This window comes from Bradyrhizobium guangxiense (assembly GCF_004114915.1).
In the GTDB taxonomy this organism is placed as follows: Bacteria; Pseudomonadota; Alphaproteobacteria; order Rhizobiales; family Xanthobacteraceae; genus Bradyrhizobium; species Bradyrhizobium guangxiense.
The window spans coordinates 3260466-3286951 of the sequence record NZ_CP022219.1; the positions used below are offsets into that span (position 1 = coordinate 3260466).

Here is a 26486-nt window from a genome sequence, read left to right on the forward strand (position 1 = left end):
GTTCGTCATTCCGGGGCGATGCGCAGCATCGAACTATGGTGCGCAATTGCGCACCTGAGAATCTCGAGATTCCGGGTTCGGCTCGTCGAGCCACCCCGGAATGACAGCCACTCACGGCTTCAAGATCGACGCGCCGGTGGTCTTGCGGCTTTCGAGGTCGATATGGGCCTTTGCGGCGTCCTTGAGCGCGTAGGCGTGGTTGATCGGCACGTGCAGCTTGCCGTTGATGACGGCTGCGAACAGCGTGTCGGCGCCTTCCAGCAGCTCCTTGCGCGTGCCGATGTAGTCGTTGAGCTTCGGCCGCGTCGCGAACAGCGAGCCGTGATTGTTGAGCTCGGCGATCGAGAACGGGGGCACCGGGCCCGAGGCGTTGCCGAACGAGACGAACATGCCGCGCGGCTTCAGGCAGGACAGCGAGCCCGGGAACGTCGCCTTGCCGACGCCGTCATAGACGACATCGCAGCCTTCGTTGCGGCTGATCTGCTTGACGCGCGCGACGAAGTCCTCCTCGTTGTAGAGGATGACGTGGTCGCAGCCATTGGCCTCGGCGAGCTCGGCCTTCTCGCGCGAGCCGACCGTGCCGATGACGTGCGCCCCGAGCGCCCTCGCCCATTGGCAGGCGAGCAGGCCGATGCCGCCGGCGGCGGCATGAATCAGCACGCGGTGATGCGGCTCGACCTTGAAGGGCTTGTGCAGGAGATACCAGACAGTCAGCCCCTTCAGCATCAGCACGGCACCCTGCTCGTGGGTGATGTGGTCGGGCAGCTTGACCAGCTTCTCCCAGGGGATGTTGCGCTCGCCGGTATACGCACCGAGATTGTGGTAGTAGGCGACGCGGTCGCCGGGATGGAAATTCGTCACGCCGGGCCCGACCGCCATGACCTCGCCCGAGGCCTCGTTGCCGGCAATGAAGGGCAGCCCCGGCGCCTTGTAGAGACCGGTGCGGTAATAGACGTCGATGAAGTTCAGGCCGACCGCATGCTGACGAATGCGCACCTCGCCGGGACCGGGTGCCGGCACCTCGACACTCTCATAGACCAGGGCCTCGGGGCCTCCGACCTTGTGCACACGGACCGCTTTGGTCATCACCTGGCCTCCTCTTCTCCCGGGCTTGAGCGAAAGACATCGCGCCCGCCTTGTCAACTTGACGCTCGCCGCAGCCGCTAGGCGGCGGGCTTGCCGGTTTTCCTGCGGTTGCGCTTCGCCAGCACATTGAAGAATTCGACCGCCGCGGAGAACGCAATTGCGAAATAGATATAGCCGCGGGGAATGTGGAATTGGAATCCGTCCGCGACCAGCGCGACCCCGATCAGCACCAGGAAGGCCAGCGCCAGCATCTTCGTCGTCGGATGCTCCGCGACGAAGCGCGACACCGGCCCTGCCGAAATGTACATGATCAGGCATGCGATCACGACCGCCGCGACCATGATCTCGATGTCCTGCGCCATGCCGATCGCGGTGATGATCGAATCCAGCGAGAACACGATGTCGATGATCACGATCTGGACGATCACCCAGAAGAAGGCGCTACGGCCGGAGCTCGCCTCGCCCTCGCCGTCCTCGGCTTCGACCTCGCCGTGAATCTCATGCGTCGCCTTGGCGATCAGGAACAGGCCGCCACCGATCAGGATAAGGTCGCGCCAGGAGAAGTCGTAGCCCTTGACGGCGAACACCGGCGCGGTCAGGCCGATCAGCCAGACCAGGAGGCTGAGCAGGATGATGCGGAACACCAGCGCCAGCGCGAGGCCGATCTGGCGGGCGCGATGCGCCTGCCGCGCCGGGATGCGCGAGACGATCACCGACAGGAAGATGACGTTGTCGATGCCGAGCACGATCTCGAGCGACGTCAAGGTGAGCAGCGCCGCCCAGGCTTCGGGGCTGGTCAGCAGGTGCATCATGCGAACGATCTTGCCAGGCGGATCAAGGCGTCGCTGAAGCTGATCCAGAGCGCGATGGCGCAGAGCACGATGGTGACGGAGGTGCCGACGTGGAAGTCCATCTCCAGCACGTAGAGGCCGAGCACCGCCCAGAGCGCGATCAGCGACATCGTCAGCCAGCGCAGCCGCACGACGCGGACCGGATGCAGCACGTGGAACGGCACGAAGGTCAGCACCACGAGCGCGGCCACCAGCAGCGTCGACCACAGCGGCGGCCAATGCAGCAGGAACAGGTAGAACGCCGCCGCATTCCACAGCGCCGGGAAGCCGCGGAAATGATTGTCGTCCGCCTTCATGCGCAGATCGGCGAAATATAATGCGCTGGTGACGATGATGGCGACGCCGAGCAAGGGAGCTGCGACGGGCAGCAACAGCCCGCTGGCCACGATCGCGTAGGCCGGCACGAAGACATAGGTGACGAAGTCGACCACGAGATCGAGCACGTCGCCCGACCAGTTCGGCTGCACGTTCTTGACGTCGAGCCGGCGCGCGATCGGACCGTCGATCGCGTCGATGATCAGGGCGACGCCCAGCCATTGAAACATCGCCGCCCAGTGCTCGCGGACGGCTTCAAGCATCGCCAGCAGCGCGATCGCCGCGCCGAACGCGGTGAAGATGTGCACCGAGAAGGCCGCGGCGCGGATCACGGGCGTGGGCTTCAGGGAATCCTCTTGGCTATCCATGGCTTCTGCTATCAGAACGAGGCCGATTTGCACATCCGCCATGGCGTCGCCCGGCCGCACAATTCGTCGAAAAACCGGGCAAAATCAGCGGACTTGAATTTGCCGCCGAGCGTGTCATTTGTCGTTCCATGACAGACGCATCGACACTCCATGACACCGCCGTGATCGGCGGCGGACCGGCGGGCCTTGCCGCGGCGATCGCGCTGGCTCAGGCGGGTGCCCGGACCGCACTGGTGGCGCGCCGCGTTCCCTATGCCGACAATCGCACCACCGCGTTGCTCGGCGCATCCGTCGACCTCCTGGAGACGCTCGATGTCTGGTCGCGCTGCAAGGACAAGGCAGCCGCGCTCGAGGTCATGCGCCTGGTCGACGACACCGGCCGGCTGTTCCGCAGCCCGGAGGTCAGGTTCTCCTGTCACGAGATCGCCCTCGACGCCTTCGGCTACAATATCGACAATCGCTCGCTGATGCTGGCGTTGGAACAGCGTGCGGCTGAGCTGCCCAATCTCGTCCGTTTCGACGACGAGGCCGAAAGCGTCATCATCGAAGCCGACGACGTCGCGATCCGCACGGCTTCCGCACAGTTTCTCTCAGCCCGTCTCGTGGTCGGCGCCGACGGCCGGCATTCGCTGTGCCGGGAGGCCGCCGGCATCGAGGTGACGCGGCGTGAGCTGAACCAGACGGCGCTGACCTTCAACGTCGGGCACGTGCGGCCGCATCGCAACGTCTCCACCGAGTTCCACACCCCGCACGGGCCTTGCGTGTTCGTGCCCCTGCCCGGCGACCGCTCCAGTGTCGTCTGGGTCTCGGCACCGGCGGAAGCCGAACGGCTCCGCAGCTTGAGCGATGAGGAGCTGTCCGCAGCGGTCGAGAAGCAGTCACATTCGATCCTGGGACGCATGACGGTCGAGCCCGGGCGCAACCTGTTCCCGCTGGCCATCGAACGTCCAAAATCCTTCGGCCGCGACCGCATCGCGCTCGTCGGCGAAGCCGCCCATGTGGTTCCGCCGATCGGCGCGCAGGGCCTCAATCTCGGCCTGCGTGATGCCGCCGACATCGCGCGGCTTGCCGGCGAAGCCATCGCCGCGGGCCAGGATCCCGGCGCGGACGAGGTGCTGAAGCGCTACGATCGTGCCCGGCGCCCGGACATCCTGAGCCGGACGTTTGCGATCGACATCGCCAACCGCTCCCTGCTCAATGATTTCCTGCCGCTGCAGCCGGTTCGCGCCGTCGGGATGCACCTGCTCGGCGCCATCGGCCCGCTTCGCCGCTTTGCGATGCGCGAGGGCCTGACGCCAACCTGGCGACGTTAGGCTTGGCGGCGGACAAGCCGCTACGGAAACGCCAGCCGTCCCGTCTGGATCGCCCACATCACGCTGGTCAATGTGACCACCGACGCGAAGGTTCCGAGCAGCACGGCGACGGAGGCGGATTCGATCCAGGCCTCGTTCTGCCGGGCGATCACGAACACGTTCAGCGCGGGCGGCAGCGATGCCATCAACACCGCGGTCGCGGCCCAGGGCTGCGCGAACGGCCCGAACACCAGCATCAGGCCGAATGCAGCGAGCGGATGGACCAGCAGCTTGATCGCGATCACGCCCGGCACCTCCCATGGGACGCGGTCGAACGGGCGCAGCGCCACGGTCACGCCGAGCACGAACAGCGCGGTTGGGGCCGCGGCGTTCTGCAGGAAGGTGATGATGCGGTCGAGCGCGACGGGCATTTCGATATGCAGCGCCGCGACCGCCGCACCAAAGCAGGCCGACATGATCAGCGGATTGAGCACGATCTGCTTCAGCACGACGCCGAAGGCGTGCACGATCGAGGGATGGTCGCGGTCGGATAGCTCGATCAGCAGCGGCACGATGGTGAACAGGAAGATGCTGTCGCAGCAGAAGATCAGCGCGGTCGGCGCCGCAGCCTTGGTCCCGAGCACGGCGAGCGCCAGCCCGGGCCCCATGTAGCCGATATTACCGTAGCCACCCGAGAGGCCGGCGAGCGTCGCCTCGCGCAGTGTCAGCCGGCCGAAAACCTTGCCGACCACCAGCGCCAGCGTGAATGCAGCGACGGTGGACAGCGTGGTCGCGATCAGGAACGGCGGGTTGTTCAATTCCGAGAACGGCGTCTTGGACATGATCGCAAACAGCAGCGCCGGCAGCGACACGTAGAGCAGGAAGAAGTTCATCCAGGCGAGGCCCGATTCCGGCAGCGATTTGACCTTGCCGCACGCAAAGCCGACGAAGATCAAGCCGAAATAAGGTAGTGCCAAATTGAGGATATCGACCATTGATGAAGTGTTTTCTGAAGATTTTGGGGCTATCCGCCCAGCAAGCGCAGGTGAATTCCAGATCAGGGCACTAGCATCGGCCACAATCCTGGTCTATCGACGAGAGATGATTAAAGCGCGGACCGCCAAATTCCAGATCGGACAGGTCGTGCGCCACCGGATCTTCTCATTCCGGGGCGTGATCTTCGACATCGATCCGGAATTCAACAACACCGAGGAGTGGTGGCTGTCGATCCCCGAGGAGGTGCGGCCCCACAAGGACCAGCCGTTCTACCACCTGCTCGCGGAGAACGCTGAGTCCGAGTACGTCGCCTATGTGTCCGAGCAGAACCTGCTGCCGGACGAGTCCGGCGAGCCGATCCGGCATTCCCAGGTCGCCGAGATATTCATCAAGAACAAGGATGGCGGCTACCGCCCGCGCAATCCCTCGCTGAACTAGAACGCGGCGAAGGCTTCACGCGGCGAGGGCTTCGTTCACCTCTCGACGTGCGGGCAGCAAAAAAGGCGCTCGAGATGAGCGCCTTTTCCATGTCCGGGATTTGGTCCCGATTACTTCTGACCAGCCGGTGGTGTGCCGGGAGGCGTACCCTGCTGTTCGAGCTTCTTGCGCTGCTCTTCGGCCTTCTTCTGCAGCTCTTCCTGGAGCTTCTTCTGGGTTTCCTCGAACACCTTCGGATCGGTCGGCGGACCGTCATAGGCCTTCTGGAATTCGCCGGCGAGCGGCAGCGGCAGGGGCAGCGGCGCACCGTTGGCATTGATCGCCTGGACGACGAGATTCTGGCCCTTCTTCATGTTGTTGATGAGCTCGGGCGTCGCCTCGTAGTCGGACATGCAGCCGTTTTGGAAGCAGATCACATACGGGCTCTGCAGCGGCGCGTTGCTGTCGACGATGATGCGGGTGCCGTGCACGAGCTGCATGCCGAGCGGCAGCGTCACGCGCAGGATCTTCTTGGGCTCGCCTTCCGGCTCGATGATGACGGCTGCGATGACCGGCTGGCCCGATTCGATGCGGCCGTCCTTGCCGGTGAAGCAGACCTGCTTGGCGTTGGCGTCCTGGCCCTTGAGGCAGAACTTGGTCCAGGGCGCGTAGATCAGCTGGATCTGCTGGTCAGCCGGCTGAGCCGCACCCTGCTGCGCCGGAGCGCCCTGGGCGGGAGCCTGCGGGGCCGGCTGCGCCTGGGCCGGCGCCTTGGGAGCGGCCTTCGGAGCCGCCGCTTTCGGGGCCGGGGCGGCCTTGGGCGCGCCGGGGGCCGGCGCCGGGGTCTGGGCCTCGGCAGCAAACGGAACGGCCAACGCCGTCGCCGTCAACAAGGCGAGAAGTCGCCCGCGCGGCCGGACGGACGCGGCCAAGTAACGGAAATTCATTGCGGAAAACCCTTTCTGAACGGGAAGTGCCCGAACCGCTCCGAAGCGCCGAACCTGGCCGCGTTGGGCGCGGCTCTCTCCCCGTCAATTGAGGCGGATAAGTGACGGGCTCGACGCTCTTGCGCGATCGGGTGCCTTCTTAACGTGGCCGACGAAAAGATCAATGCCGACAAGCGCCTTTGACCACATCCGCAGCTGCGCCCGGTGAAATTCCCTGTGATAGGATTCAAACGCGCCGATCCTCGAATCAACGTGTCCTGATGTTCATGTTCCCACGCCTTTTCGAGGGCCTCGGTGTCCGTCTTTGCGTCCTGGCCTCGGCCGTTGTCTCGGTCCTTGGCGGCGGACTGCCGTCAGGCGCCGCGCGGGCCGAGGAGGCCCATGCCATCGCCATGCACGGCAAGCCGGCGATGCCGGCCGACTTCACCCACATGCCCTACGTCAATCCGGATGCCCCCAAGCGCGGCCGCCTGACCTGGGGTGTTCTCGGGACCTTCGACAGCCTCAATCCCTTCATCGTCAAGGGACTGGCCGTGCAGCAGATGCGGAGCTACGTGGTCGAGAGCCTGCTCGCGCGCGGCAATGACGAGCCATTCACGCTCTATGGCCTGCTCGCCAGAAGCGTCGAGACTGACGACGAGCGAAGCTTCGTCACCTTCCGCCTCGATCCGCGCGCCCGTTTCTCCGACGGCAAGCCGGTGCTTGCTGAGGACGTGCTGTTCTCCTGGCAGTTGCTGCGCGACCACGGCCGGCCCAACCACCGGCAATACTACGCCAAGGTCGCCAAGGTCGAGGCGCCCGATCCCCTCACCGTCCGCTTCGATCTCGCAGGCGCCAACGATCGTGAGCTGCCGCTGATCCTCGGCCTGATGCCGATCCTGCCGAAGCACGCAATCGATGTCGCGACCTTCGAGGAAACGACGCTGACGAGCCCGATCGGGTCCGGCCCCTATCGCGTCACGGCGGTCAAGCCCGGCGCCAGCGTCACGCTGACCCGCAATCCCGACTATTGGGGCCGCGACCTGCCCATCAACCGCGGGCTCTACAATTTCGACGAGATCCGGCTCGACTATTTTCGCGAGGCCAACGGCCAGTTCGAAGCCTTCAAGCGCGGTCTCTACGATTTCCGCATCGAGCACGAGCCGCTGCGATGGCATGACGGCTACGATTTTCCGGCCGCAAGGAGCGGCGAGGTGATCCGCGACACCGTCAAGCCGGGGGTGCCGCAGCCGTCCGAATTCCTGGTCTTCAACACGCGCCGCCCGATCTTCGCCGACATCCGCGTGCGCCGGGCGCTGACGCTGCTGTTCGATTTCGAGCTGGTCAACCGCAACTACTTCTTCGGACTCTATTCGCGCGTCGCCGGCTATTTTGCCGGCTCGGACCTCTCGGCCTATGGCCGGCCCGCGGACACGCGCGAGCGCGACCTGCTGAAGCCGTTCGCGGCCCGAATTCCGCCCGACATCATGGAGGGCAGCTACCGCCTGCCGGTCACCGACGGCTCGGGGCACGACCGCACCACGTTGCGCGCGGCGCTGAAATTGTTGTCGGAGGCCGGCTACGAGCTCAACGGCAATGTGCTGCGCAACCGCACGACCAAGGCTCCGTTCACCTTCGAGATCCTGGTCACGACCCGCGACCAGGAGCGGATCGCGCTCGCGTTCCAGCGCGACCTCAAGCGCGCCGGAATCGAGCCGAGCGTGCGGTCGGTCGATCCCGTGCAATTCGACCAGCGCCGGCTCGCCTTCGAGTTCGACATGATCCAGAACCGCTGGGACCAGTCGCTGTCGCCGGGCAACGAGCAATATTTCTACTGGGGCAGCGCTGCCGCGGACAATCCGGGCACCCGCAACTACATGGGCGCCAAGGATCCGGCGATCGATGCCATGATCGCCACCCTGCTCGAGGCCCGTGAACATACGGATTTCGTCTCGTCGGTGCGGGCGCTCGACCGCGCCTTGATCGCAGGCTTCTATACAATCCCGCTGTTTAACGTATCCGAGCAATGGATCGCGCGCTGGAATCGGATAGAACGGCCCAACGACACCTCGCTCTCAGGCTACCTGCCGGAGACTTGGTGGTCGAAGGGTGAGCCTCCAGCGACGCAAGCGAAGTAACGCCGTGAACCAGCCAGCCGTATCGCCGACGCTCGACACACTGTTTCAGCGCACGCTGATCCGGCAGCCGCATGCGACCGCCCTGCTCGATCCCTTCAACAAGGCGCGCATCACCGGGCACCAGCCGCGGCGGATGACCTATGCCGAGGCCGACACGGCTATCGAGGCGCTGTCGGCGCACTTCGTCGAATCGGGCCTGCCGGCCAATTCCGTCATTGCGATCCAGTTGCCCAACACGGTCGAGTTCGTGCTCACGGTGCTCGCCGCCCATCGCGCCGGCCTCGTCGTCGCCGTACTGCCGCTGCTGTGGCGGCATGCAGAGCTGACCGCGGCGCTCAACCGCACCGCGGCGCGCGCCATCGTCACCATGAGCACGGTCGACGGCATCGGCTATGCCGACCTCGCGATGCACGCCGCCGCCGAAGCTTTCTCGATCCGTCATGTCTACGGCTTCGGAGGCGACCTGCCCGAAGGCATGGCCTCGCTCGACGACGTCCTGGCCCGTCCGCCCGGCACCACGCGTGCCGTGATCCAAGACGGCCGCAAGGCGGCGATGATCTCCTTCGACGTCACGGCGGAAGGCTTTCGGCCGGTGCCGCGGCCGCATTTCAGCCTGATCGCGGGCGGCCTTGCGATGTCGCTGGAAGCCGACATCAGGCAGGGCGCGACCGTGATGACGGCGTTCGCGCCGATGTCGTTCGCCGGCCTCGCCTCCTCACTCGCGGTGTGGCTGCTCTCCGGTGGCGCGCTGGCGCTGCATCATCCGTTCGAGAACGAGGTGCTGGAGCAGCAGATCAACGAGCATGAATGCGAGGTGCTGATCGCGCCGGCGCAGCTTGCCTTGCGGCTCGGCGATGCCGATCTGGCGGCCCGGATGCCGACCCTGCGCAACGTCATCGGCCTGTGGCGCGCGCCCGAGCAGGTGGCGGCGAGCGATGCCTGGATCGCTCCCCATGCGCCCCTGACCGACGTCTATCTGTTCGGAGAGGCCGGCCTGTTCGGCGCCCGCCGCGGTGAGGACGGCATGCCGGTCCCGGTGATGCCCGGGCCGCACGGCGCCCCGCGCGAGCAAGCGGGCTCGTCCATTGCCGGCGAAATCCTGCTGACGCCGAAGGGCACGCTCGGCCTCCGCGGCGCGATGGTGCCGATCGCGGCCTATGCGCCGCCGCAGCCGGTCGGCGAGACGCTGACGGCGCAGCCGCCGCGCGACTATGTCGACACCGGCTATGCCGCTCGGCTCGACCGTCCGAGCGGCGCCATCTGCATCACCGCGCCCCCCTCCGGCATTATGGCCGTCGGCGGCTACCGCTTCCTCTCAAACGACCTGCAGGAATGGGCCCGCCGGCTCGGCCAGGGCGCGCTGCTTACCGCGCTGCCCGACCGGCTCTCGGGCCACCGGCTCGCCGGGCGCGCCCAGGACAATGCCCGCGCCCGCGAGGCGCTCAGCGAGCTCGGGCTTAACCCCCTGATGGTCGAAGCCTTTCGTGACCGCTCCGGGCCAGTCTAGGCACAGTTTTGCCACCTCCGTTGACGCTGCATTAAGGCGGCCGAACTAGATTGCGCGGCAAATTGCTGCGCGATCAGAGTTTCCTCATGTCCCAGGCGGGCCCGATCCTGTTTGTGTCCAATGCCGAGCGGCCGCCCTTCATCGGGGCGCTGGACGAGGCCCGGCTGTTTCCCGTGGTGGACATCGACTGGGCCAGCGCGGCACGCGCGGTCGAGGAGGTGCAGCCGGCGGCAATTCTCGCCGCGATGCATGGCGGACACGAGCCGCATATCGCGCCGCTCGCAAAGAAGATCGCCGAACAATCGCCTTACCTTCCCTTCGTGGCCGTCGATGCCGCCGGCACCCTGCCTCACAACGCCCTGCCCTTCTCCTCGCGTGGCGGCAATCCTGACGGCCTGATCGCACGGCTTCGCGCCGCGCTGCGCGTGCGTACGCTCCATGCCACGGTGCTGCGCCGGCTGCCCGAAGCGAAGGTCGCGCTGCCGGAAGGCGATCCCGCGCGCGATGCCACTGTGCTCCTGATCGGCCGGGGTGCGGCTTACCCTGCGCTCTCCGTCGCGCTGGGTGAGCGCGTCGGCGTGGTCGGTGCGCTCTCGATCGAGGCCGCCGCCAAGCATCTCAACACCCGCGACCTCGACGGCGTCGTGCTCGCCGAAGGTTTTACCGCGCGCGTGACCGATGCCTTTCTCACGGTGCTCGCGGAGGACACCCGATTCCGCAGCCTGCCCGTCGTCGTCACCGCGCACCAGCTGACACAGACTTACGACCTGCCCAATCTCGAGCTGATCCCTGGCGAGCCCGCGAGGGTCGCCGCGAACGCGTTGCCCCTGATCCGCCAGCACGCGATGGAAGCGCAGCTGAGCCGCACCTTGCGCTCGATCGATGCCGGGGGCTGGCTCGATCCGCGCAGCGGCCTGCTCACGGTGGAAGCCTTCGCTCGCGATTTCGCCAAGGCGGTCGAACAGACCCTCGCCCGCGGCGGTGGTTTGTCGGTCGCGCGCTTCGCCTTCGATCCCGGCAATTCCCGCGCCCAGCTCGATGCTGCCCGCATCCTCAGCCGGCTGATGCGGCAGATGGACTTCGGCGCGGCGCAGAAGGACGGCTCGGTGATCGTCGTTTTCGCGGAAACTGACTTCCGCACCGCGCACATGATCGCGCGACGCTTATCGGCCGTGATGCGGCACACCTCCAACGGCAAGCACGAGATGCGCAGCGAGCCCGTTGTCAGCGTGGATTCGCTGTCGCCGTCCGATACCGCCAGGTCCTTGCTGGCGCGGCTGTCGGCGGACGCGTCGAGGGCGGCGTCGTAACTTTCTCGCGAGCTGCCGCGACAAACACCGTCATTGCGAGCGCAGCGAAGCAATCCAGGCTGTCTCCGTGGAAAGATTCTGGATTGCTTCGTCGCAAAGGCTGCTCGCAATGAGGTGGTGAGACCGGAGCCTTCAAGCCGCCTTCTTGCTCTCGGCGAGCTGCGCCAGCTGCCGCATGATCTCCGTGGTGCCGGCGAGACGCTCTTCCGGCGTCTCCCAGTCTTGCAGGAACACCACCTTCATGTCGGGCCGCACCTTGGCGGCCTGGCCGTAGCTGCGGATGAAGGTCACGAGGCGATCGGGATAGGCGAAGGAATTGTCGCGGAAGACGATGACGGCGCCCTTCGGGCCGGCGTCGATCTTCTCGACATTGGCCCGGCGGCAGAACGCCTTGATCGCGGCGACCTTGAACAGATAGCGCACCTCGTCCGGCAGCACGCCGAAGCGGTCGCGCATCTCGGCGCCGAAATTCTCGATCTCCTCCTCGGTGTCGAGATCGGCCAGACGCCGGTACAGCGACAGCCGCACCGAGAGGTCGCTGACGTAATCCTCCGGAATCAGCACGGGCATGCCGATGGTGATCGACGGCGACCAGCGGTCGGCGGCCGGCTCGGAGACGCCGGCCTTGAGGTTGACGATCGCCTCCTCCAGCATCGATTGATAGAGCTCGAAGCCGACCTCCTTGATGTGGCCGGACTGCTCCTCGCCGAGCAGATTGCCGGCGCCGCGGATGTCGAGGTCGTGGGACGCAAGCTGGAAGCCGGCGCCCAGCGTCTCCAGCGATTGCAGCACCGTGAGCCGGCGCTCGGCCTGCGCGGTGATCTTCTGCTGTGCCGGCAGCGTGAACAGCGCATAGGCTCGCAGTTTCGAACGGCCGACGCGGCCGCGGAGCTGATAGAGCTGCGCCAGGCCGAACATGTCGGCGCGGTGCACGATCAGCGTGTTGGCGTTGGGGATGTCGAGGCCGGACTCGACGATCGTGGTTGACAGCAGGATGTCGAACTTGCCGTCGTAGAATGCGGTCATGATGTCTTCGATCACGGCAGGCGGCATCTGGCCGTGCGCAACCGCGACCTTCATCTCCGGCACGTTCTTGTCGAGGAAGTCCTTGACCTCGGCGAGGTCGTCGATGCGCGGCACCACGTAGAACGCCTGGCCGCCGCGATAGCGCTCGCGCAAGAGCGCCTCGCGGATCATCAGGGGATCGTGCGGGGCGACGAAGGTGCGCACCGCCAAACGATCCACCGGGGGCGAAGCGATGATCGAGAGCTCGCGGACGCCGGTCAGCGCCAGCTGCAGGGTGCGCGGAATCGGCGTCGCCGACAGCGTCAGCACGTGGACCTCGGCGCGCAGCGCCTTCAGCCGCTCCTTGTGGCTGACGCCGAAATGCTGCTCCTCGTCGACGATGAGCAGGCCAAGGTCGCGGAATTTGATGGCCTTGCCGAGCAGCGCGTGGGTGCCGACGACGATGTCGACGGAGCCGTCGGCGAGGCCCTTCTTGACCTCGTTGAGCTGCTTGGTCGGGATCAGGCGCGAGGCCTGCGCGACGTTGACGGGAAAGCCCTTGAACCGCTCGCTGAAGGTCCTGTAGTGCTGGCGCGCCAGCAGCGTGGTCGGCACCACGACGGCGACCTGCTTGCCGTCGAGCGCCACCGCGAAGGCGGCGCGCAGCGCCACCTCGGTCTTGCCGAAGCCGACGTCGCCGCAGATCAGCCGGTCCATCGGGCGGCCCTTTTCGAGGTCCTTCAGCGTGGACTCGATCGCCCCCAGCTGGTCCTCGGTCTCGTCATAGGGGAAGCGCGCGCAGAATTCGTCGTAAAGGCCCTGCTGCACCGGCAGCTTCGGAGCCTCGTGCAGCATGCGTTCGGCGGCGATCTTGATCAGCTCGCCCGCGATCTCGCGGATCCGGTTCTTCAGCTTCGCCTTGCGGGTCTGCCAGCCCGAGCCGCCGAGCTTATCCAGCTCGACCGTGGTTTGGTCCGAGCCGTATCGCGACAGCAGCTCGATGTTCTCGACCGGGAGGAACAGCTTGGTCTCGGCGGCATAATGCAGCTCGAGGCAGTCATGCGGCGCGCCGGCGACGTCCAGCGTCTGCAGGCCGACGAAGCGGCCGATGCCGTGCTCGACATGGACGACGATGTCGCCGGCGGCAAGGCTCGTCACCTCCGAGATGAAATTGTCGAGCTTGCGGCTGGCCTTGCGCGGCCGCACCAGGCGGTCGCCGAGGATGTCCTGCTCGCTGATCAGCGCGATCTCGTCGGTCTCGAAACCGCTTTCGAGGCCGAGCACGGCCAGCATGGTCTCGTTGCGCGGTGTGGCCTGCACCGTGCGCCAGGAATTGACGCTGGTGGTGTGGGCCAGCTTGTGGTCGCGCAGCATGGAGGTCATGCGGTCGCGCGAGCCTTCGGTCCACAGTGCGATCACGACCTTCTTGCGCTGCGCCTGCAACGCCATGACGTGGCTGACGACGGATTCGAACACGTTGACGGTGGTGTCGTTGCGCTCCGGCGCGAAATCGCGGCCCTTGCGCGCGCCGGCGTCGACGACGCTCGTCCCATCCGTCGGCACCGAGAACGGCGTCAGCCGCGCCAGCGGGATCTCGCCGAGGCGCCTGGTCCACTCCTCCTCGGTCAGATAGAGCCGATCCGGCGGCAGCGGCTTGTAGATCGCACCGCCGCCGGGATGCTCCATCGCCTCGCGACGGGCCTGGTAGTAATCGAGGATCTGCTTGAAGCGCTCGCGGACGGCGTCCTCGGCCTGCGGCTCGATCGCGATCGCTGCGCCTTGCAGATAGTCGAACAGCGTGTCCATCCGGTCCTGGAACAGCGGCAACCAGTGCTCCATGCCGGGATGGCGGCGCCCCTCGCTGACGGCCTCGTACAGCGCATCGTCACGCTCGGGCGCGCCGAACTCGGCGACATAGCCCATGCGGAAGCGGCGGATGGTGTCGGTGACGAGCTGAAATTCCGAGACCGGCACGAGATCGAGCGAACGCATGTCCAGCAGCGTGCGCTGGGTCTCCGCGTCGAAGGTGCGGATCGATTCCAGGCTGTCGCCGAAGAAATCGAAGCGGACCGGCTGCTCGAGGCCGGCCGGAAACAGGTCGAGGATGCCGCCGCGCACGGCGTATTCGCCGGGCTCGCGCACGGTCGAGGAGCGGTTGTAGCCGTTGTGCTCGAGCCAGCCGACGATGGTGTCCATCGGTACCACGTTGCCCGGTGCGACCGACAGCGCCTGCGCCGCGACGAGCTCGCGCGCGGGCACGCGCTGCACCACCGCGTTCACCGTCGTCAGCACGATCAGCGGCTTGTCGCTGCCGGTGAGCGCCGCCAGCCGTGCCAGCGTGGTCAGACGCTGGGCCAGGATGCCGCCATGCGGCGAGACGCGGTCATAGGGCTGGCAGTCCCAGGCCGGAAAGGTCAGCACCGGCAGATCCGGCGCGAAGAATTGCAGCGCGCGTTCGAGCTGCTGCATACGCGGACCGTCGCGGCACACCACGGCAAGGCTGACCGCCGGCTTCTTCGGCCGCGCCGCGATGGCCCGCGCGAGGTCGGAGACGACCAGCCCCTCGGCGCCTTCCGCGACATTGGCAAGCGTCAGCGCTCGGCCGGGCGCAAGCAGCTCGGCCGGAGATTTCATCCCCTGCTTCATACGCCGCCGTCCGCGATCGGATAGGCCTTGATGCGGGCAAACAGCGCGCCGGTGACCTCGGCCGGCAGCACCTTGTCGCCGGTGATGGCGGCATAGAGATCGGGATCATTGACCTCGAGCAGCGTCTCGAGCTGCCTCAGCTCGTCATCCGACAGATTGCCGATCTCGGCATCCGCGAAGCGGCCGAGGATCAAATCCATCTCGCGCGTGCCGCGGTGCCAGCAGCGGAACAAAAGCCGCTTGCGGCGGTCGTCCAGCCCGCTGCTCGATCGTGTCGTTCCCGTCATGTCTCAAATCCAGTCAAACGCAGAAAGCCCGGACGTGCCGGGCCGGGGTGATATAGCCACTCGAGGTGGCCCTGTCAGCCCTTTGTTATTGCAATTGTTTGGGGACCGTCATTGCCGGGCTTGCCGTCTTCGCAAAGCTTCGCCGGCCTGATATCGAGAGCCCGGCGAAGCCGTTTGCGGAGCCGGGACCCGGCAATCCATCGTCATTGAAAAGATGGATGCGCGGGTCAGGCCCGCGCATGACGAATGTTGCGAGAATGCGCCCCAGCCTGCTCAATCCGCTGTTTGCTGCCGTGACCAGCCTTCCCGGCGTCGGTCCGAAGCAGGACAAGCTGCTGCAGTACCTGCTCAGCCGCAATGAGACGCCGCGGCTGGTCGACCTCTTGCTGCATCTGCCGAGCCAGGTGATCGACCGCCGGGCGCGGCCGAAGATCCGCGACGCGGTCCAGGGAACCATGGTGACGCTGGAGGTCACCGTCGATCGCCACCGCCCGCCCCCGCCGCGCAACGCGCGCGCGCCGTATCTGGTCTATGCCAGCGACGACACCGGCGACGTCGTGCTGACCTTCTTCCGCGCCAAGCCAGGCTATGTCGAGAAGCTCTTGCCCGTCGGCGAGAAGCGCTTCGTCTCCGGCACGCTGCAGATGTACGACGGCATCCCGCAGATCGTGCATCCCGACCGCGTGCTCGACGAGGAGGCGATCTCGAAACTCTCCGGCATAGACCCGGTCTATCCGCTGACGGAAGGCCTCGCGCTCGGCTCGCTCCGCCGCGCGATCGCGCAGGCGCTGCAGAAGCTGCCGGCCCTGCCGGAATGGATCAGCCCGGAGGTGATGCGCCGTTGCAATTTCCCGCCGATCGCGGAAGCGCTCACCCGTGTGCACCAGCCGATCGAGCTGACGGATATCCTGCCGGACCGGCCGTTCTGGTCGCGGCTCGCCTTCGACGAGCTCTTGGCCGGCCAGCTCGCGTTGGCCCTGATCCGCGCGCAACTCCGCCGCCCGGCCGGTGTGCGCAATGCCGGCGACGGACACCTGCGCAGCAAGATCATCGACGCGCTTCCTTACGCGCTGACGCCGTCCCAGCGTAGCGCCGCGGCCGCCATCGCTGAGGATCTGCAGCAGCCGGTGCGCATGCTGCGGCTGCTCCAGGGCGATGTCGGCTCCGGCAAGACCGTGGTGGCGCTGCTCGCGGCTGCCGCCGTCGCCGAGGTCGGCAAGCAGGCCGCGCTGATGGCGCCGACGGAAATCTTGGCGCGCCAGCACATCAAGACCATCGCCCCGCTCGCCGAGCGGGCCGGCATACGAGTCGCGATCCTCACCGGCCGCGAAAAAGGCAAGGAACGGCGCGAGATCATCGCGCAGCTCGCAACAGGTGAGATCGACCTCCTCGTCGGCACCCATGCCCTGATCCAGGACGATGTGATCTTCCGCGACCTCGCGCTCGCCATCGTCGACGAGCAGCACCGCTTTGGCGTCCGCGAGCGGCTGGCGCTGACCTCAAAGGGCGAAGCGGTCGACGTGCTGGTGCTCAGCGCCACGCCGATCCCGCGCACACTTGTGCTGACCTATTTCGGCGACATGGACATTTCCGAGCTGCGCGAAAAGCCGGCCGGTCGCCAGCCGATCGATACCCGCGCGGTGCCGATGAGCCGGATCAGCGAGGTCATGGAGGGAGTCGGCCGCGCGCTCGATGCCGGCAAGCTGGTCTACTGGATCTGCCCGCTGGTCGAGGAATCCGAGGCCGAGGGCACCGAGCACCTCACCAACGCGACCAAGCGGTTCGAGACCCTGCAAAAACGTTTCGGCGACCGCGTCGGCCTCGTCCACGGCCAGATGAAGGGCACCGAGAAGGACCGCGTCATGGGCCAGTTCGCCGCCCACGAGATCGGCCTCCTTGTCGCAACGACCGTGGTCGAGGTCGGCGTCGATGTGCCGGCCGCGACCATCATGGTGATCGAGAACGCCGAACGTTTCGGCCTCGCCCAGCTGCACCAGCTCCGTGGCCGCATCGGCCGCGGCTCGGAAGCCTCGACCTGCATTCTGCTCTATGGCGAGCCGCTTGGTGAGATGTCGAAGGCGCGGCTGAAAGTGATCCGCGAGACCACCGACGGCTTCCGTATCGCCGAGGAAGATTTGAAGCTGCGCGGCGAAGGCGACGTGCTCGGCGTGCGTCAGAGCGGACTGCCCGGCTACCGCATCGCGCGCCCGGAGGTGCACGGCCAGCTCATCGCCCAGGCCAGAGACGAGGCGCTGCGCATCCTCAAGGAGGATCCGAAGCTGAAAGGCGAGCGCGGCGAGGCGCTGCGCTGCCTGCTATATCTGTACGAGCGGGACGAGGCGATCCCGTTGATCGGCGCGGGTTAACGCTCGGCCCTCTGCCGCCCCACCTCGTAAGCCGCCACATGCGCGCGGGCGAGGTCCAGCAGCGGCGTGTCGATGCCGAGGATGCGGGCCCGATTAGCCATGTCGCCCAGAATATGCTCCGCCTCCGTGATCGAGCCGCGCTCGATGTCGCGCAGCATCGAGGCCTTGAGCGGCGAGTCCAGGGTCGTAAACAGTTTTCGGTCGAATTCGATGAACGGCGCGCGTGGTTCAAAACCGGAAGCCGTCGCAATGGCGCAGCATTCGGCGAACAGGCGGAAGATGGATTGCTCCCCGTTGGGGACGGCCAGGATGTCTCCGATGCTCGCGCGCATCAGGCAGGTGATGCCGGCGAGCGTCGAGAGCTGGACGAACTTCTCCCACATGTCCTGCATGATCGCTTCGCTGGCGCGCACGTCGATACCGGGGACCTGGAGCAGCTTTTCCAGGGCGAGCACACGTTCGCTCAGTGCGCCCTCGATCTCGCCGAAGACGATGGTCTGATTGGCCATGAAGTGAACCACCCGGCCCTCCGCATCGAGCCCGGCGCTGACATTCGCGAGCCCGCCGAGGACACGAGCAGCGCCGAACCTGGCGGTGAGGGCGTCGAGATGTTTCAACCCGTTCAGGATCGGCAGGATCATCGTGTCGGGCCCGACAGCGGGCGCAAACTGGCTCATCGCGTCATCCAGCGAATAGGCCTTCACGCCGACGAGCACGACGTCGAACGGCGCCTTGAGTTCACCGGCCACAAGAAGCTTCGGCTGCACGGCGAAGTCGCCGTGTGGGCTGGCGACCTTAAGGCCGTTCCGCTGCAGTTGATCGGCCCGCTTCCCGCGCACCAGAAAGGTCACGTCGCGGCCTGCTCGGACGAGGCAAGCCCCGTAATAGCCGCCCAGCGCGCCCGCGCCGATCACCAGCACTCTCATTCAAGCTCCCATTGCAGAGGAACTGCATCCGCAGAAACAATAACAGATGGGCCTCGCGTCGTCTCCTCCCGGTCATTGCGAGCGAAGCGAAGCAATCCAGACTGTCTCTGTGGAAAGATTCTGGATTGTTTCGCTGAGCCCGTCATCGGGCCGCGCTATGCGCGGACCCGTTGGCTCGCAATGACGCCGTGGGGAGAGCCGGGTCAGAAGACTGACCCTTCCGCAGAGCCTGTTTTCGTGAAACCTTGCCACCATGCGCCGGATCATCGTCGTTGGCTCCCAGGGAAGCGGAAAGACGAGCCTTGCCCTCAATCTCGGGCGAAAGCTCGACCTGCCCGTGGTGCATCTCGACGTGCTCTATTGGCAACCGGGCTGGACGCCATCCGACAAAGCCAGCTTTCGCTCGCGAGTCACTGAAGCGATCGCGGGCGATGCATGGGTCGTCGACGGCAGCTTCTCGGGCCTCGCCTTCGATCTCACGATCGCACGCGCCGATATTCTCGTCGTTATCGACCGTCCGCGCTGGCTCTGCCAGTGGCGCATTCTCTGGCGCTCGGCCTTCGACCGCGACATGAGCCGGCCCGATTTGCCCGAGGGATGTCCGGAACAGTTCGACTGGAAGCTGATGCAGGAGGCGTGGCGCTACGATACCGAGCGCGTGCCGGTCATCGACGCCGAGCGCCGCCAACATGGCCCCGACGTCCCGGTCGTGCGGTTGAGACGCGACCGGGACATTCAGGGCTTTCTGGACTCGGTTTCAGTGGAAGGCGAGTGAGCACGGGCCGGTCAGGATGTCTTCCGCGCGATGCTTGCGGCAAACGTCTTCATCAGCTCGGCGTCGATCGCCTCGCCCTTCGCATCTTCCGCCAGATGTTCGAACCACCGTGCAAGGCCCTCATAGATCTGGCTGGCGGGATGATCAGGCCCGAGGAAACCTGAAATCTCCCGCATCTCGGCGACCCAGCGATAGGCCTTCGGAATCATGTCCGGCAGCGCGATCTCGAGCCGTGCCAGGATCGCGGGCTGGCTCAAAGCCAGCTCGTCGCGCAGCGCGTCGGCCGCGCCCGCTTTCGTTGCCGCGACCACCATGGCCGAGCCGATGCCGGCGAGGCCCTTGACGATGCCGGCATAGGACATTTTCAGAGCGGAGGCCGCGCCGACCGGGCCTTCGACGATCCGCACGTCGAGGCCGAAATCCCTGAGCACCGCAACGTCCTTAGCGTACTCGCCGGACATGTAGAAGGCCGGGCTCTTGCCGCCAGGCTGCGGCGGAAATCCAATGATGCCGGCATCGACGAACGGCGCCTGGGCTGAGCCGATGATCTCTTCAATCCTTTGCACGGTGTCGACATTGACGGCGTTGCAATCGACCACGATCGGCTTGTTCTGGCGCCTGACGATCAGCGCGGCCAGCCGTTCGGCCAGCGCAACGGCTTCGCCTGGCGGCACGATCGAGAGAATGATGTCGGCGGCGGCGATCGCATCGTCATCTGCGCCGACCATGCCGGCGTCTGCTGCGCGCTTCAGCGTCGCCTCGCTGCGGCCCTTCAAGGAGGTCAGCACGCGCGCGCCGTTTTCGCTGAGGCGACGGGCGATGGCGCTGCCCATGGCGCCGGGTGCGAGGATCGCAATGGTCTTGGACGCAATGGTCTTGGACATCGTGCACTCCAGGTCGAATTGCGAGCGAGGCGCTCGATTCAACCGGAACACTAGCAGAGGACGAAAGTGCTTGTGTGAACGCGGCCATCCCGCGAGGGAATGGCCCTACTCCACCTTCGCAGGCTCGGGCTGAAGCGCCGACGCATTGGCGATCCGCGCGGCATTCGCCACGCCGGCAAGCGCCGCCGCCTTCTTCGGATCGGGTGCCGAGCCCGGCTGCACCACGCCGGCCGACATGATCAGCGTCGCCGCGTCCTCGGCCGTGAGATCGACCTCGATGACCTTGCTCTTCGGGACATAGAAGAAGAAGCCGGTGGTCGGGTTCGGCGAGCATGGCAGGAACACCGAGACGTGCTCCTCCTGCCCCGGCAGGCTGCGCGCGATGTCCTCGTTCGGCGATTGCGAGATCAGCACGATCGACCACATGCCCGGCGACGGAAATTCGACCAGGCCCACTTTCCGGAAGCTCGATCCCTTGCCCGAGAACAACGTCTCGAACACCTGCTTCAGGCCGCGATAGATCGCGCGCACGGCCGGGATCCGGCCGAGGAAGGTCTCGCCGACGTCGACCAGCGTCTTCCCGATCAGGTTGGCGGCGAGGAATCCGACCAGGGTCAGCGTGAAGAATGCGACAACCAGTCCCCAGCCGGGAATGACGTAGGGCAGATAGGTCTCGGGCCGATAGGCAAGCGGCACGAATGGCCGCACCACGCCGTCGACCCAGGTGACGAACCACCAGACCAGGTACAGGGTGATTGCGATCGGTCCTGTGACGACGAGGCCGGTCAGAAAATAATTGCGGAAGCGGCCCATCAGGCCGGTATGCGGTTCCGGGACGGGATCAAGAGGCGCAGGCGCGTCGTCGCGGGGGGTCATTCGGGTTCCAGGTCGGTCGCAGCACACAAGCTAGGGTCTTCTAGCAGGTTTTGGAAGACCGCGACCGATCGATATCCCGTCTGCCTATTCCACAGTCACCGATTTCGCGAGGTTGCGCGGCTGGTCGACGTCGGTGCCCATGACGACGGCGGTGTGATAGGCGAGCAGCTGCACGGGAACGGCATAGACCATCGGCGTGAAAGCCGCCGCCATGTCGGGCATGACGATGGTGACGAGGGACTCGACGGTCGCCTCTTCCGCGCCCTTGGCGTCCGTCATCAGGATGATGTTGCCGCCGCGGGCCGCGACCTCCTGCATGTTGGAGACGGTCTTTTCGAACACCCGGTCGTAGGGCGCGATGACGACAACCGGCATGGTCTCGTCGATCAGCGCGATCGGCCCATGCTTGAGCTCGCCGGCCGCATAGCCCTCGGCGTGGATGTAGGAGATCTCCTTCAGCTTCAGCGCGCCTTCGAGTGCGAGCGGGAAGCTGGTGCCGCGGCCGAGATAGAGCACGTCGCGCGACTTGGCGATCCGGTGCGCCAGCTTCTCGATCTGGAGCTCGGTGGTGAGCGCAGCCGCCATCAAGCGCGGCACCTCCACGAGACCGTGGACCAGCTTGGTCTCGTCCTCGTCGGACAATTCGCCGCGCGCCTTGCCGGCCGCGATCGCAAGGTTGGCCAGCACCATCAGCTGGCAGGTGAAAGCCTTGGTCGAGGCGACGCCGATCTCGGGGCCGGCCAGCGTCTGCAGGACGGTCTCGCTCTCGCGTGCGATGGTCGAGGTCGGCACGTTGACGACGGCGACCGTGTGCACGCCCTCGGCCTTGGCATAGCGCAACGCCGCCAGCGTGTCGGCGGTCTCGCCCGACTGCGAGATGAAGATGGCGAGATCGCCCTTGCGCAAAGGCGCCTCGCGGTAGCGGAATTCGGAGGCGACATCGACCTCGACCGGCAGGCGCGCAAAGCGCTCGAACCAGTATTTTGCGACGTAGCCCGCATAGCTCGCAGTGCCGCAGGCGGTGATATTGATGCGCTGGACGGTCTTGAAGTCGAAGGGAAGCTTGACCGGCAGCGCGACGCGCTCGGTCGCCATGTCGACGTAGCGCGCCAGCGTGTGGCCGACCACTTCCGGCTGCTCGTGGATCTCCTTGGCCATGAAGTGGCGGTAATTGGCCTTGTCGACCAGCGAGGTCGAGGCCGCGTGCTTGATCTTGTCGCGCTGGACGGCATTGCCGTCCTTGTCGAAGATATCGGCGCTCTTGCGGGTCAGCACCACCCAGTCGCCGTCCTCGAGATAGCTGATCGTGTCGGTGAACGGGCCAAGCGCGATCGCGTCCGAGCCGAGATACATCTCGCCGTCGCCATAGCCGATCGCCAGCGGCGGGCCGTTGCGGGCGCCGATCATGAGGTCGTCGTCGCCGGCGAAGATGAAGCCGAGCGCGAAAGCGCCGCGCAAGCGTCCCAGCGCCAGCTTGACGGCTTCGACCGGCTTGTTGCCGCGCGTCAGCAGATCGTCGACGAGGTGCAGCACGATCTCGGTGTCGGTCTCAGTGTTGAACACCGTGCCCTTCTTCTCGAGCTCCTCGCGCAGCTCGCGGAAATTCTCGATGATGCCGTTGTGGACCACGGCGACGCGCTCGGTCGCGTGCGGATGGGCGTTGTTGACGGTCGGCTTGCCGTGGGTGGCCCAGCGGGTGTGACCGATGCCGGTCGTGCCCTTGAGCGGCTCGGCCTCCAGCCGCTTCTCGAGGTTCTTCAGCTTGCCTTCGGCGCGGCGGCGCTCGAGGTGCTTGCCTTCGAGCGTGGCAACCCCCGCCGAGTCGTAACCGCGATATTCAAGACGTTTGAGCGAATCCACCAGCTGCTCCGCAACCGGCTCGCGCCCGAGAATGCCGACAATCCCGCACATGCGGATCACTATCCCCCAAATCGTCGAAAAATCGCCTAAACGACGCGTTCGGTTTTTAGCGAAATTCCCAGGGAACCATATACTCAATAATTATTGCGGATTGAGACAGCATGGACCGCAACCTGAGCTTCGCCTGCGTCGAATTGGCCGGCCTTAAACCGCGCGCGTTAACCCGTTGTCAACATGTTTGGCCAACGATTCCGCTCCAGGAGAGTAAGGCCATGAAGGGCTCGTCCGACCGCAAAGGTCTGTCATCGATGTATTTGCGTGCCAGCGAGACCACGGGCACGCATCTGGCGCATTGGCCACCGCCCCAGCGCGGCAAGGAAAGCAAGCCCGTCTTCATGAAGCATCCGGAAGGCGAGCCGGTCAAGCGCGCCAAGCCGCGCGGCTGGCGCCTGACCCGCGCAATCTTCTCGGAATTCGCCGACGACGAATAACGAGGCGTCACCACCCCAGCACCAGGGCGAACACGAGAAACACGACGAACGCCCAGAACGCCAATCCGGTGACCAGGGACGCGATCTCGGTTGGGTTGGGTTCGCCGACCTGCTCCAAGACCCATCGTCCGGGTGGCATGATGACACGCTTGACGATGAATGCGAACGCGTCGTCGACGAAGTCCTCGTCCATGAGCGCGTAGCCCTAGCAAGACCGGATAGGAATCGGCACGCAGCCGCTCATTTCTCCGGCTTCTTGCCGCCCGTCTTCATCTCGCGATAGCGCGCCGCGCCGCCGTCCCGGATGGTCTGCTGATTGCGCTCCAGCGCCATGGCATCGTCGGGCACGTCACGGGTGATCACGGAGCCCGAGCCGATATAGGCGCCGTTGCCTATTCTGACCGGTGCCACCAGCGAGGAGTTGGTGCCGACGAAGGCACCCTGCCCGATCACCGTCTTGTGCTTCTTGAAGCCGTCGTAGTTGCAGGTGATGGTGCCGGCGCCGATGTTGGAATTGGCGCCGACGGTGGCATCGCCGATATAGGAGAGATGATTGACCTTGACGCCGGCCTCCAGCGTCGCCGCCTTGGTCTCCACGAAATTGCCGATGCGCGCGCCGTCGCCGAGCGAGGTGCCGGGACGCAGCCGCGCATAGGGCCCGATCGAGACGTTCTTGCCGAGCGTCGTCTGCACGATGTGCGAAAAGGAATGGATCACCGTGCCGTCGGCGATCGAGACGCCGGGGCCGATCACCACGAACGGCTCGATGGTCACGTCCTTGCCGAACACGGTGTCGGCGGCAAGATAGACGGTCTCCGGCGCGATCAGCGTGACGCCGACCTCCATCGCCGCCTTGCGCAAGCGCGCCTGCATCACGGCTTCTGCTTCGGCGAGCTGCGCCTTGGTGTTGATGCCGCGCACCTCGTCCTCGCCGGTCTCGATCACCACGGACTCCCATCCCTGCTTGCGGACAATCTCGACCGCGTCCGTCAGATAATATTCGCCCTTGGAATTGGCATTGCCGATCTGTCCGAGGATCTCGAGCGCCCGGCGACCGTCGATCGCCATCACGCCGGCATTGCACAGATCGATCTTGCGCTCCTCGGCGCTGGCATCGGCCTGCTCGCGGATCGCGACCAGGCGGTCGCCCTCGACGATGAAGCGGCCGTAGCCGGTGGGGTCAGCGGCGCGAAAACCGAGCGCTGCGATCGCGGCGCCCTTCGCGAGCGGCGCACGCAGCCGCGCGAAGGTCTCGGCCGAGATCAGCGGCGTATCGCCGAAGGCGATCAGGAGGTCATCGACGCCGCGTGCGATGGCCTCGCGCGCTGCCAGCACCGCATGCGCGGTGCGGAGCCGCTCGGCCTGCACGAAGGTGAGCGCGTCGGGCCTGATGCGCCTTGCCTCATTCGCGACCGCCTGATGGTCGGGACCGATCACGATAGCAAGTGTGCTGCCGGTTCCCGGGGGGGCAGCGGCGAGCACATGGGCAAGCAGCGTCTGACTTGCGACCGGATGCAGAACTTTCGGCAGGCTCGATCGCATGCGCGTGCCTTCGCCGGCGGCGAGCACGATCGTGAGGCTGGAACGGGCGGTCATCGAGATCCTGTCAGATATGGCCGAATCGATTGGCGCGACGGGCGGCGAGCCACCCTCAAAAAGGTCCTGCTTTGCTACCCCCGCAAACGCCCGGAATTCAAGTGCGACACGCATTTCCTGTTAATGTTCCCTGATTGATTCGGGGAAGCCGGACAGGGCTGGGCACTTAACGTTCATGGCAAAGGATTCCGACCCACTGGCGGATGCCTTCGGCACCAAGGAGACCAGCGGGCTGTTCTCCGGACTTGTGGCCGAGGAAAGCGCGCTCGACCGCCGCCTGATGTGGCGGCTCGGCTCGTGGGGCGTGGCGGCCGTCGGCGCCGTCACCATCGCGGTGATGGCCAATCAGGCTCAGCTCGGCTGGCGCCGTGACCAGGTCGCCTCCGCCGACCTTGCGCGCCAGGCCGACCGGCTCCAGGTGCTGACCAGGGAAAGCCAAAACGAGGCGCGCCGGCTCGCAGCCGCCATCGAGACGCTGAACACGGATCGCGACCGGCTTTATTCGCGCGTCACCGTGCTGGAGCAAGGGCTCGATTCCGTCACCGGCGCCATCGCCAAGCAGATCACGCCGCCGCAGGCCGGCAAGCCGCAGGATGCCGTGCCCGCGGTCCCCAGTGTTGCGCCGGTCGCCTCGACGCCAGCCTCCGCCGCGGACAAGCCGCGCACGGATGCGGCCAAGGACACGCCCAAAGAAACGGCCAAGGAAGCAGTAAAGGAAACGGCCAAGGAGCCATCGAGCCCGCCGCCGCAGACCGCGGCGGCTGCCTCGCTGGTGCAGCAGTCGCCCGCCATGACTTCGGCATTGCCGACGCTTGCGCTGGTGCCGTCCAAGTCGATCATGGCGCCACCCGATCCGGCCGCGTCGAAATTGGTGCAGCCCGAGGCAAACGAGAAGGCCGCCGAGAAGAAGACCGAGGCCGCCCCGACCGAAGTCGCGACAGCCGCCAAGCCGCCGGACGCGGCCGAGAGCGAGTCCCCCGCGATCGCGGTTCAGCAGACGCGTTTTGCGATCGATCTCGGCAGCGCCAATTCGATCGACGGCCTGCGCGCGCTCTGGCGCGGCGTGACCAAGTCCAATCCGGAAATCGCGGCGCTGCGGCCGATCATCATGATCAAGGAAGGCACCAGCGGGCTCGGCATGCAGCTCCGCCTCGGGGCCGGCCCGCTGGTCAACGCGGCCGCCGCCGCAAAATTCTGCGCGACCCTCGCCGAGAACGATCGTCACTGCGAGACCACCGTCTTCGACGGCCAGCGCCTGTCGATGCGCGGCTCGGAAAAGGGACAGGAGAAGTCTCAGGACAGGGTTCAAGAGAAGAGCCCGGAGAAGACCCAGGACGCGGCACCGCAAGCCGAAACCGCGCCCGCGCCGAGCGCAAAGCCGGAGAAGCCGCAGCGCCGCCGCAGCTACTCCTCCAAACGCACCAAGCGCGAGGAGCCGCCGCCTGCGCCTGCCGCGCAGCCCGCGCCGGCCAAACCGGAGACCGCATCGGCGTCGGCAACCGCGACATCGACGCTGTCGTCGTTCTTCAGGCGATAGCACGCGCCATCCGCGACAGCCGCCGCTAGCG

General features: G+C 66.1%; 22 protein-coding genes. 9 read left to right on the plus strand and 13 right to left on the minus strand.

What is annotated here, in order from left to right; genetic code table 11:
* Window positions 1–111: 111 nt before the first annotated feature.
* The 3 genes from X268_RS15365 to pcsA form a co-directional block, all read right to left on the minus strand.
* The gene (locus X268_RS15365; RefSeq protein ID WP_128925731.1) at window positions 112–1086 is read right to left on the minus strand and encodes a quinone oxidoreductase family protein; all 975 of its coding nucleotides are present in this window, start codon (window positions 1084–1086) and stop codon (window positions 112–114) included.
* Between the two features lie 77 nt (window positions 1087–1163).
* On the minus strand, window positions 1164–1898 hold the full coding sequence (locus X268_RS15370; RefSeq protein ID WP_128925732.1) for a TerC family protein: 735 nt from the start codon (window positions 1896–1898) through the stop codon (window positions 1164–1166).
* Window positions 1895–2662, minus strand: a complete 768-nt coding sequence (gene pcsA, locus X268_RS15375) for a phosphatidylcholine synthase (RefSeq protein WP_128925733.1) — start codon at window positions 2660–2662, stop codon at window positions 1895–1897. The genes X268_RS15370 and pcsA overlap by 4 nt, the downstream gene beginning before the upstream one ends.
* Before the next feature lie 86 nt (window positions 2663–2748).
* On the opposite strand from pcsA, the gene X268_RS15380 reads away from it, so the two are divergent.
* Window positions 2749–3933, plus strand: coding sequence for a UbiH/UbiF family hydroxylase (locus X268_RS15380; protein ID WP_128925734.1), 1185 nt, complete (start codon window positions 2749–2751; stop codon window positions 3931–3933).
* A 20-nt stretch (window positions 3934–3953) separates the two neighbouring features.
* On the opposite strand, the gene X268_RS15385 is transcribed toward X268_RS15380, so the two are convergent.
* Window positions 3954–4907, minus strand: coding sequence for an AEC family transporter (locus X268_RS15385; protein WP_128925735.1), 954 nt, complete (start codon window positions 4905–4907; stop codon window positions 3954–3956).
* Between the two features lie 106 nt (window positions 4908–5013).
* Here X268_RS15385 and hspQ point away from each other — a divergent pair, with 106 nt between their 5' ends.
* A complete protein-coding gene (hspQ, locus tag X268_RS15390; protein WP_018317973.1) occupies window positions 5014–5346 on the plus strand; it encodes a heat shock protein HspQ in 333 nt (110 codons plus the stop codon).
* 110 nt (window positions 5347–5456) lie between these two features.
* Here hspQ and X268_RS15395 read toward each other — a convergent pair whose 3' ends face one another.
* Window positions 5457–6272 carry an invasion associated locus B family protein gene (locus X268_RS15395; protein WP_128925736.1) on the minus strand — a complete coding sequence of 272 codons (816 nt, stop codon included), beginning with the start codon at window positions 6270–6272 and terminating at the stop codon, window positions 5457–5459.
* A gap of 260 nt (window positions 6273–6532) precedes the next feature.
* On the opposite strand from X268_RS15395, the gene X268_RS15400 reads away from it, so the two are divergent.
* The 3 genes from X268_RS15400 to X268_RS15410 all read left to right on the plus strand — a co-directional run bounded on the left by X268_RS15400 (window position 6533) and on the right by X268_RS15410 (window position 11206).
* A complete protein-coding gene (locus X268_RS15400) occupies window positions 6533–8389 on the plus strand; it encodes an extracellular solute-binding protein (protein WP_128925737.1) in 1857 nt (618 codons plus the stop codon).
* 4 nt (window positions 8390–8393) lie between these two features.
* Window positions 8394–9896, plus strand: coding sequence for a class I adenylate-forming enzyme family protein (locus tag X268_RS15405; RefSeq protein ID WP_128925738.1), 1503 nt, complete (start codon window positions 8394–8396; stop codon window positions 9894–9896).
* An 86-nt stretch (window positions 9897–9982) separates the two neighbouring features.
* Window positions 9983–11206 (plus strand): GGDEF domain-containing protein, encoded by a 1224-nt coding sequence (locus X268_RS15410; protein ID WP_128925739.1) that lies wholly within the window; start codon window positions 9983–9985, stop codon window positions 11204–11206.
* Between the two features lie 132 nt (window positions 11207–11338).
* Here X268_RS15410 and mfd read toward each other — a convergent pair whose 3' ends face one another.
* Window positions 11339–14857, minus strand: a complete 3519-nt coding sequence (mfd, locus tag X268_RS15420) for a transcription-repair coupling factor (RefSeq protein WP_128925741.1) — start codon at window positions 14855–14857, stop codon at window positions 11339–11341.
* Window positions 14854–15144 (minus strand): FAD assembly factor SdhE, encoded by a 291-nt coding sequence (locus X268_RS15425; protein ID WP_128925742.1) that lies wholly within the window; start codon window positions 15142–15144, stop codon window positions 14854–14856. The genes mfd and X268_RS15425 overlap by 4 nt, the downstream gene beginning before the upstream one ends.
* 257 nt (window positions 15145–15401) lie before the next feature.
* On the opposite strand from X268_RS15425, the gene recG reads away from it, so the two are divergent.
* Entirely contained in the window at window positions 15402–17510 is a 2109-nt protein-coding gene (recG, locus tag X268_RS15430; RefSeq protein WP_128925743.1) for an ATP-dependent DNA helicase RecG, read from the plus strand.
* On the opposite strand, the gene panE is transcribed toward recG, so the two are convergent.
* The gene (gene panE / locus X268_RS15435) at window positions 17507–18436 is read right to left on the minus strand and encodes a 2-dehydropantoate 2-reductase (RefSeq protein ID WP_128925744.1); all 930 of its coding nucleotides are present in this window, start codon (window positions 18434–18436) and stop codon (window positions 17507–17509) included. The genes recG and panE overlap by 4 nt on opposite strands.
* A gap of 337 nt (window positions 18437–18773) precedes the next feature.
* On the opposite strand from panE, the gene X268_RS15440 reads away from it, so the two are divergent.
* Complete coding sequence (locus tag X268_RS15440) at window positions 18774–19211, plus strand: P-loop NTPase family protein (protein WP_245477917.1); 438 nt, start codon at window positions 18774–18776, stop codon at window positions 19209–19211.
* Between the two features lie 11 nt (window positions 19212–19222).
* On the opposite strand, the gene X268_RS15445 is transcribed toward X268_RS15440, so the two are convergent.
* The 3 genes from X268_RS15445 to glmS form a co-directional block, all read right to left on the minus strand.
* Window positions 19223–20095, minus strand: a complete 873-nt coding sequence (locus tag X268_RS15445; protein WP_128925746.1) for an NAD(P)-dependent oxidoreductase — start codon at window positions 20093–20095, stop codon at window positions 19223–19225.
* Between the two features lie 105 nt (window positions 20096–20200).
* On the minus strand, window positions 20201–20971 hold the full coding sequence (locus X268_RS15450; RefSeq protein WP_128925747.1) for a DUF502 domain-containing protein: 771 nt from the start codon (window positions 20969–20971) through the stop codon (window positions 20201–20203).
* Between the two features lie 84 nt (window positions 20972–21055).
* Window positions 21056–22882, minus strand: a complete 1827-nt coding sequence (gene glmS / locus X268_RS15455) for a glutamine--fructose-6-phosphate transaminase (isomerizing) (RefSeq protein ID WP_128925748.1) — start codon at window positions 22880–22882, stop codon at window positions 21056–21058.
* Between the two features lie 221 nt (window positions 22883–23103).
* On the opposite strand from glmS, the gene X268_RS15460 reads away from it, so the two are divergent.
* Window positions 23104–23322, plus strand: coding sequence for a hypothetical protein (locus X268_RS15460; RefSeq protein WP_128929278.1), 219 nt, complete (start codon window positions 23104–23106; stop codon window positions 23320–23322).
* A 7-nt stretch (window positions 23323–23329) separates the two neighbouring features.
* Here X268_RS15460 and X268_RS15465 read toward each other — a convergent pair whose 3' ends face one another.
* Both X268_RS15465 and glmU read right to left on the minus strand, forming a co-directional pair.
* Window positions 23330–23515, minus strand: coding sequence for a hypothetical protein (locus X268_RS15465; protein WP_128925749.1), 186 nt, complete (start codon window positions 23513–23515; stop codon window positions 23330–23332).
* Between the two features lie 47 nt (window positions 23516–23562).
* Window positions 23563–24918, minus strand: a complete 1356-nt coding sequence (gene glmU, locus X268_RS15470) for a bifunctional UDP-N-acetylglucosamine diphosphorylase/glucosamine-1-phosphate N-acetyltransferase GlmU (protein ID WP_128925750.1) — start codon at window positions 24916–24918, stop codon at window positions 23563–23565.
* Between the two features lie 175 nt (window positions 24919–25093).
* On the opposite strand from glmU, the gene X268_RS15475 reads away from it, so the two are divergent.
* The gene (locus X268_RS15475) at window positions 25094–26455 is read left to right on the plus strand and encodes a hypothetical protein (RefSeq protein WP_128925751.1); all 1362 of its coding nucleotides are present in this window, start codon (window positions 25094–25096) and stop codon (window positions 26453–26455) included.
* Window positions 26456–26486 lie beyond the last annotated feature (31 nt).

Excerpts from the sequence above, each read along its gene's own strand:
- X268_RS15370 (WP_128925732.1), bottom strand. The coding sequence starts at position 1,898 with ATGATGCACCTGCTGACCAGCCCCGAAGCCTGGGCGGCGCTGCTCACC.
- X268_RS15410 (WP_128925739.1), top strand. The coding sequence starts at position 9,983 with ATGTCCCAGGCGGGCCCGATCCTGTTTGTGTCCAATGCCGAGCGGCCG.
- mfd (WP_128925741.1), bottom strand. The coding sequence starts at position 14,857 with ATGAAGCAGGGGATGAAATCTCCGGCCGAGCTGCTTGCGCCCGGCCGA.
- X268_RS15385 (WP_128925735.1), bottom strand. The coding sequence starts at position 4,907 with ATGGTCGATATCCTCAATTTGGCACTACCTTATTTCGGCTTGATCTTC.
- hspQ (WP_018317973.1), top strand. The coding sequence starts at position 5,014 with ATGATTAAAGCGCGGACCGCCAAATTCCAGATCGGACAGGTCGTGCGC.
- X268_RS15400 (WP_128925737.1), top strand. The coding sequence starts at position 6,533 with ATGTTCATGTTCCCACGCCTTTTCGAGGGCCTCGGTGTCCGTCTTTGC.
- X268_RS15425 (WP_128925742.1), bottom strand. The coding sequence starts at position 15,144 with ATGACGGGAACGACACGATCGAGCAGCGGGCTGGACGACCGCCGCAAG.
- glmU (WP_128925750.1), bottom strand. The coding sequence starts at position 24,918 with ATGACCGCCCGTTCCAGCCTCACGATCGTGCTCGCCGCCGGCGAAGGC.
- panE (WP_128925744.1), bottom strand. The coding sequence starts at position 18,436 with ATGAGAGTGCTGGTGATCGGCGCGGGCGCGCTGGGCGGCTATTACGGG.
- glmS (WP_128925748.1), bottom strand. The coding sequence starts at position 22,882 with ATGTGCGGGATTGTCGGCATTCTCGGGCGCGAGCCGGTTGCGGAGCAG.
- recG (WP_128925743.1), top strand. The coding sequence starts at position 15,402 with ATGCGCCCCAGCCTGCTCAATCCGCTGTTTGCTGCCGTGACCAGCCTT.
- X268_RS15395 (WP_128925736.1), bottom strand. The coding sequence starts at position 6,272 with ATGAATTTCCGTTACTTGGCCGCGTCCGTCCGGCCGCGCGGGCGACTT.
- X268_RS15445 (WP_128925746.1), bottom strand. The coding sequence starts at position 20,095 with ATGTCCAAGACCATTGCGTCCAAGACCATTGCGATCCTCGCACCCGGC.
- X268_RS15465 (WP_128925749.1), bottom strand. The coding sequence starts at position 23,515 with ATGGACGAGGACTTCGTCGACGACGCGTTCGCATTCATCGTCAAGCGT.
- X268_RS15460 (WP_128929278.1), top strand. The coding sequence starts at position 23,104 with ATGAAGGGCTCGTCCGACCGCAAAGGTCTGTCATCGATGTATTTGCGT.
- X268_RS15450 (WP_128925747.1), bottom strand. The coding sequence starts at position 20,971 with ATGACCCCCCGCGACGACGCGCCTGCGCCTCTTGATCCCGTCCCGGAA.
- pcsA (WP_128925733.1), bottom strand. The coding sequence starts at position 2,662 with ATGGCGGATGTGCAAATCGGCCTCGTTCTGATAGCAGAAGCCATGGAT.
- X268_RS15365 (WP_128925731.1), bottom strand. The coding sequence starts at position 1,086 with ATGACCAAAGCGGTCCGTGTGCACAAGGTCGGAGGCCCCGAGGCCCTG.
- X268_RS15380 (WP_128925734.1), top strand. The coding sequence starts at position 2,749 with ATGACAGACGCATCGACACTCCATGACACCGCCGTGATCGGCGGCGGA.
- X268_RS15475 (WP_128925751.1), top strand. The coding sequence starts at position 25,094 with ATGGCAAAGGATTCCGACCCACTGGCGGATGCCTTCGGCACCAAGGAG.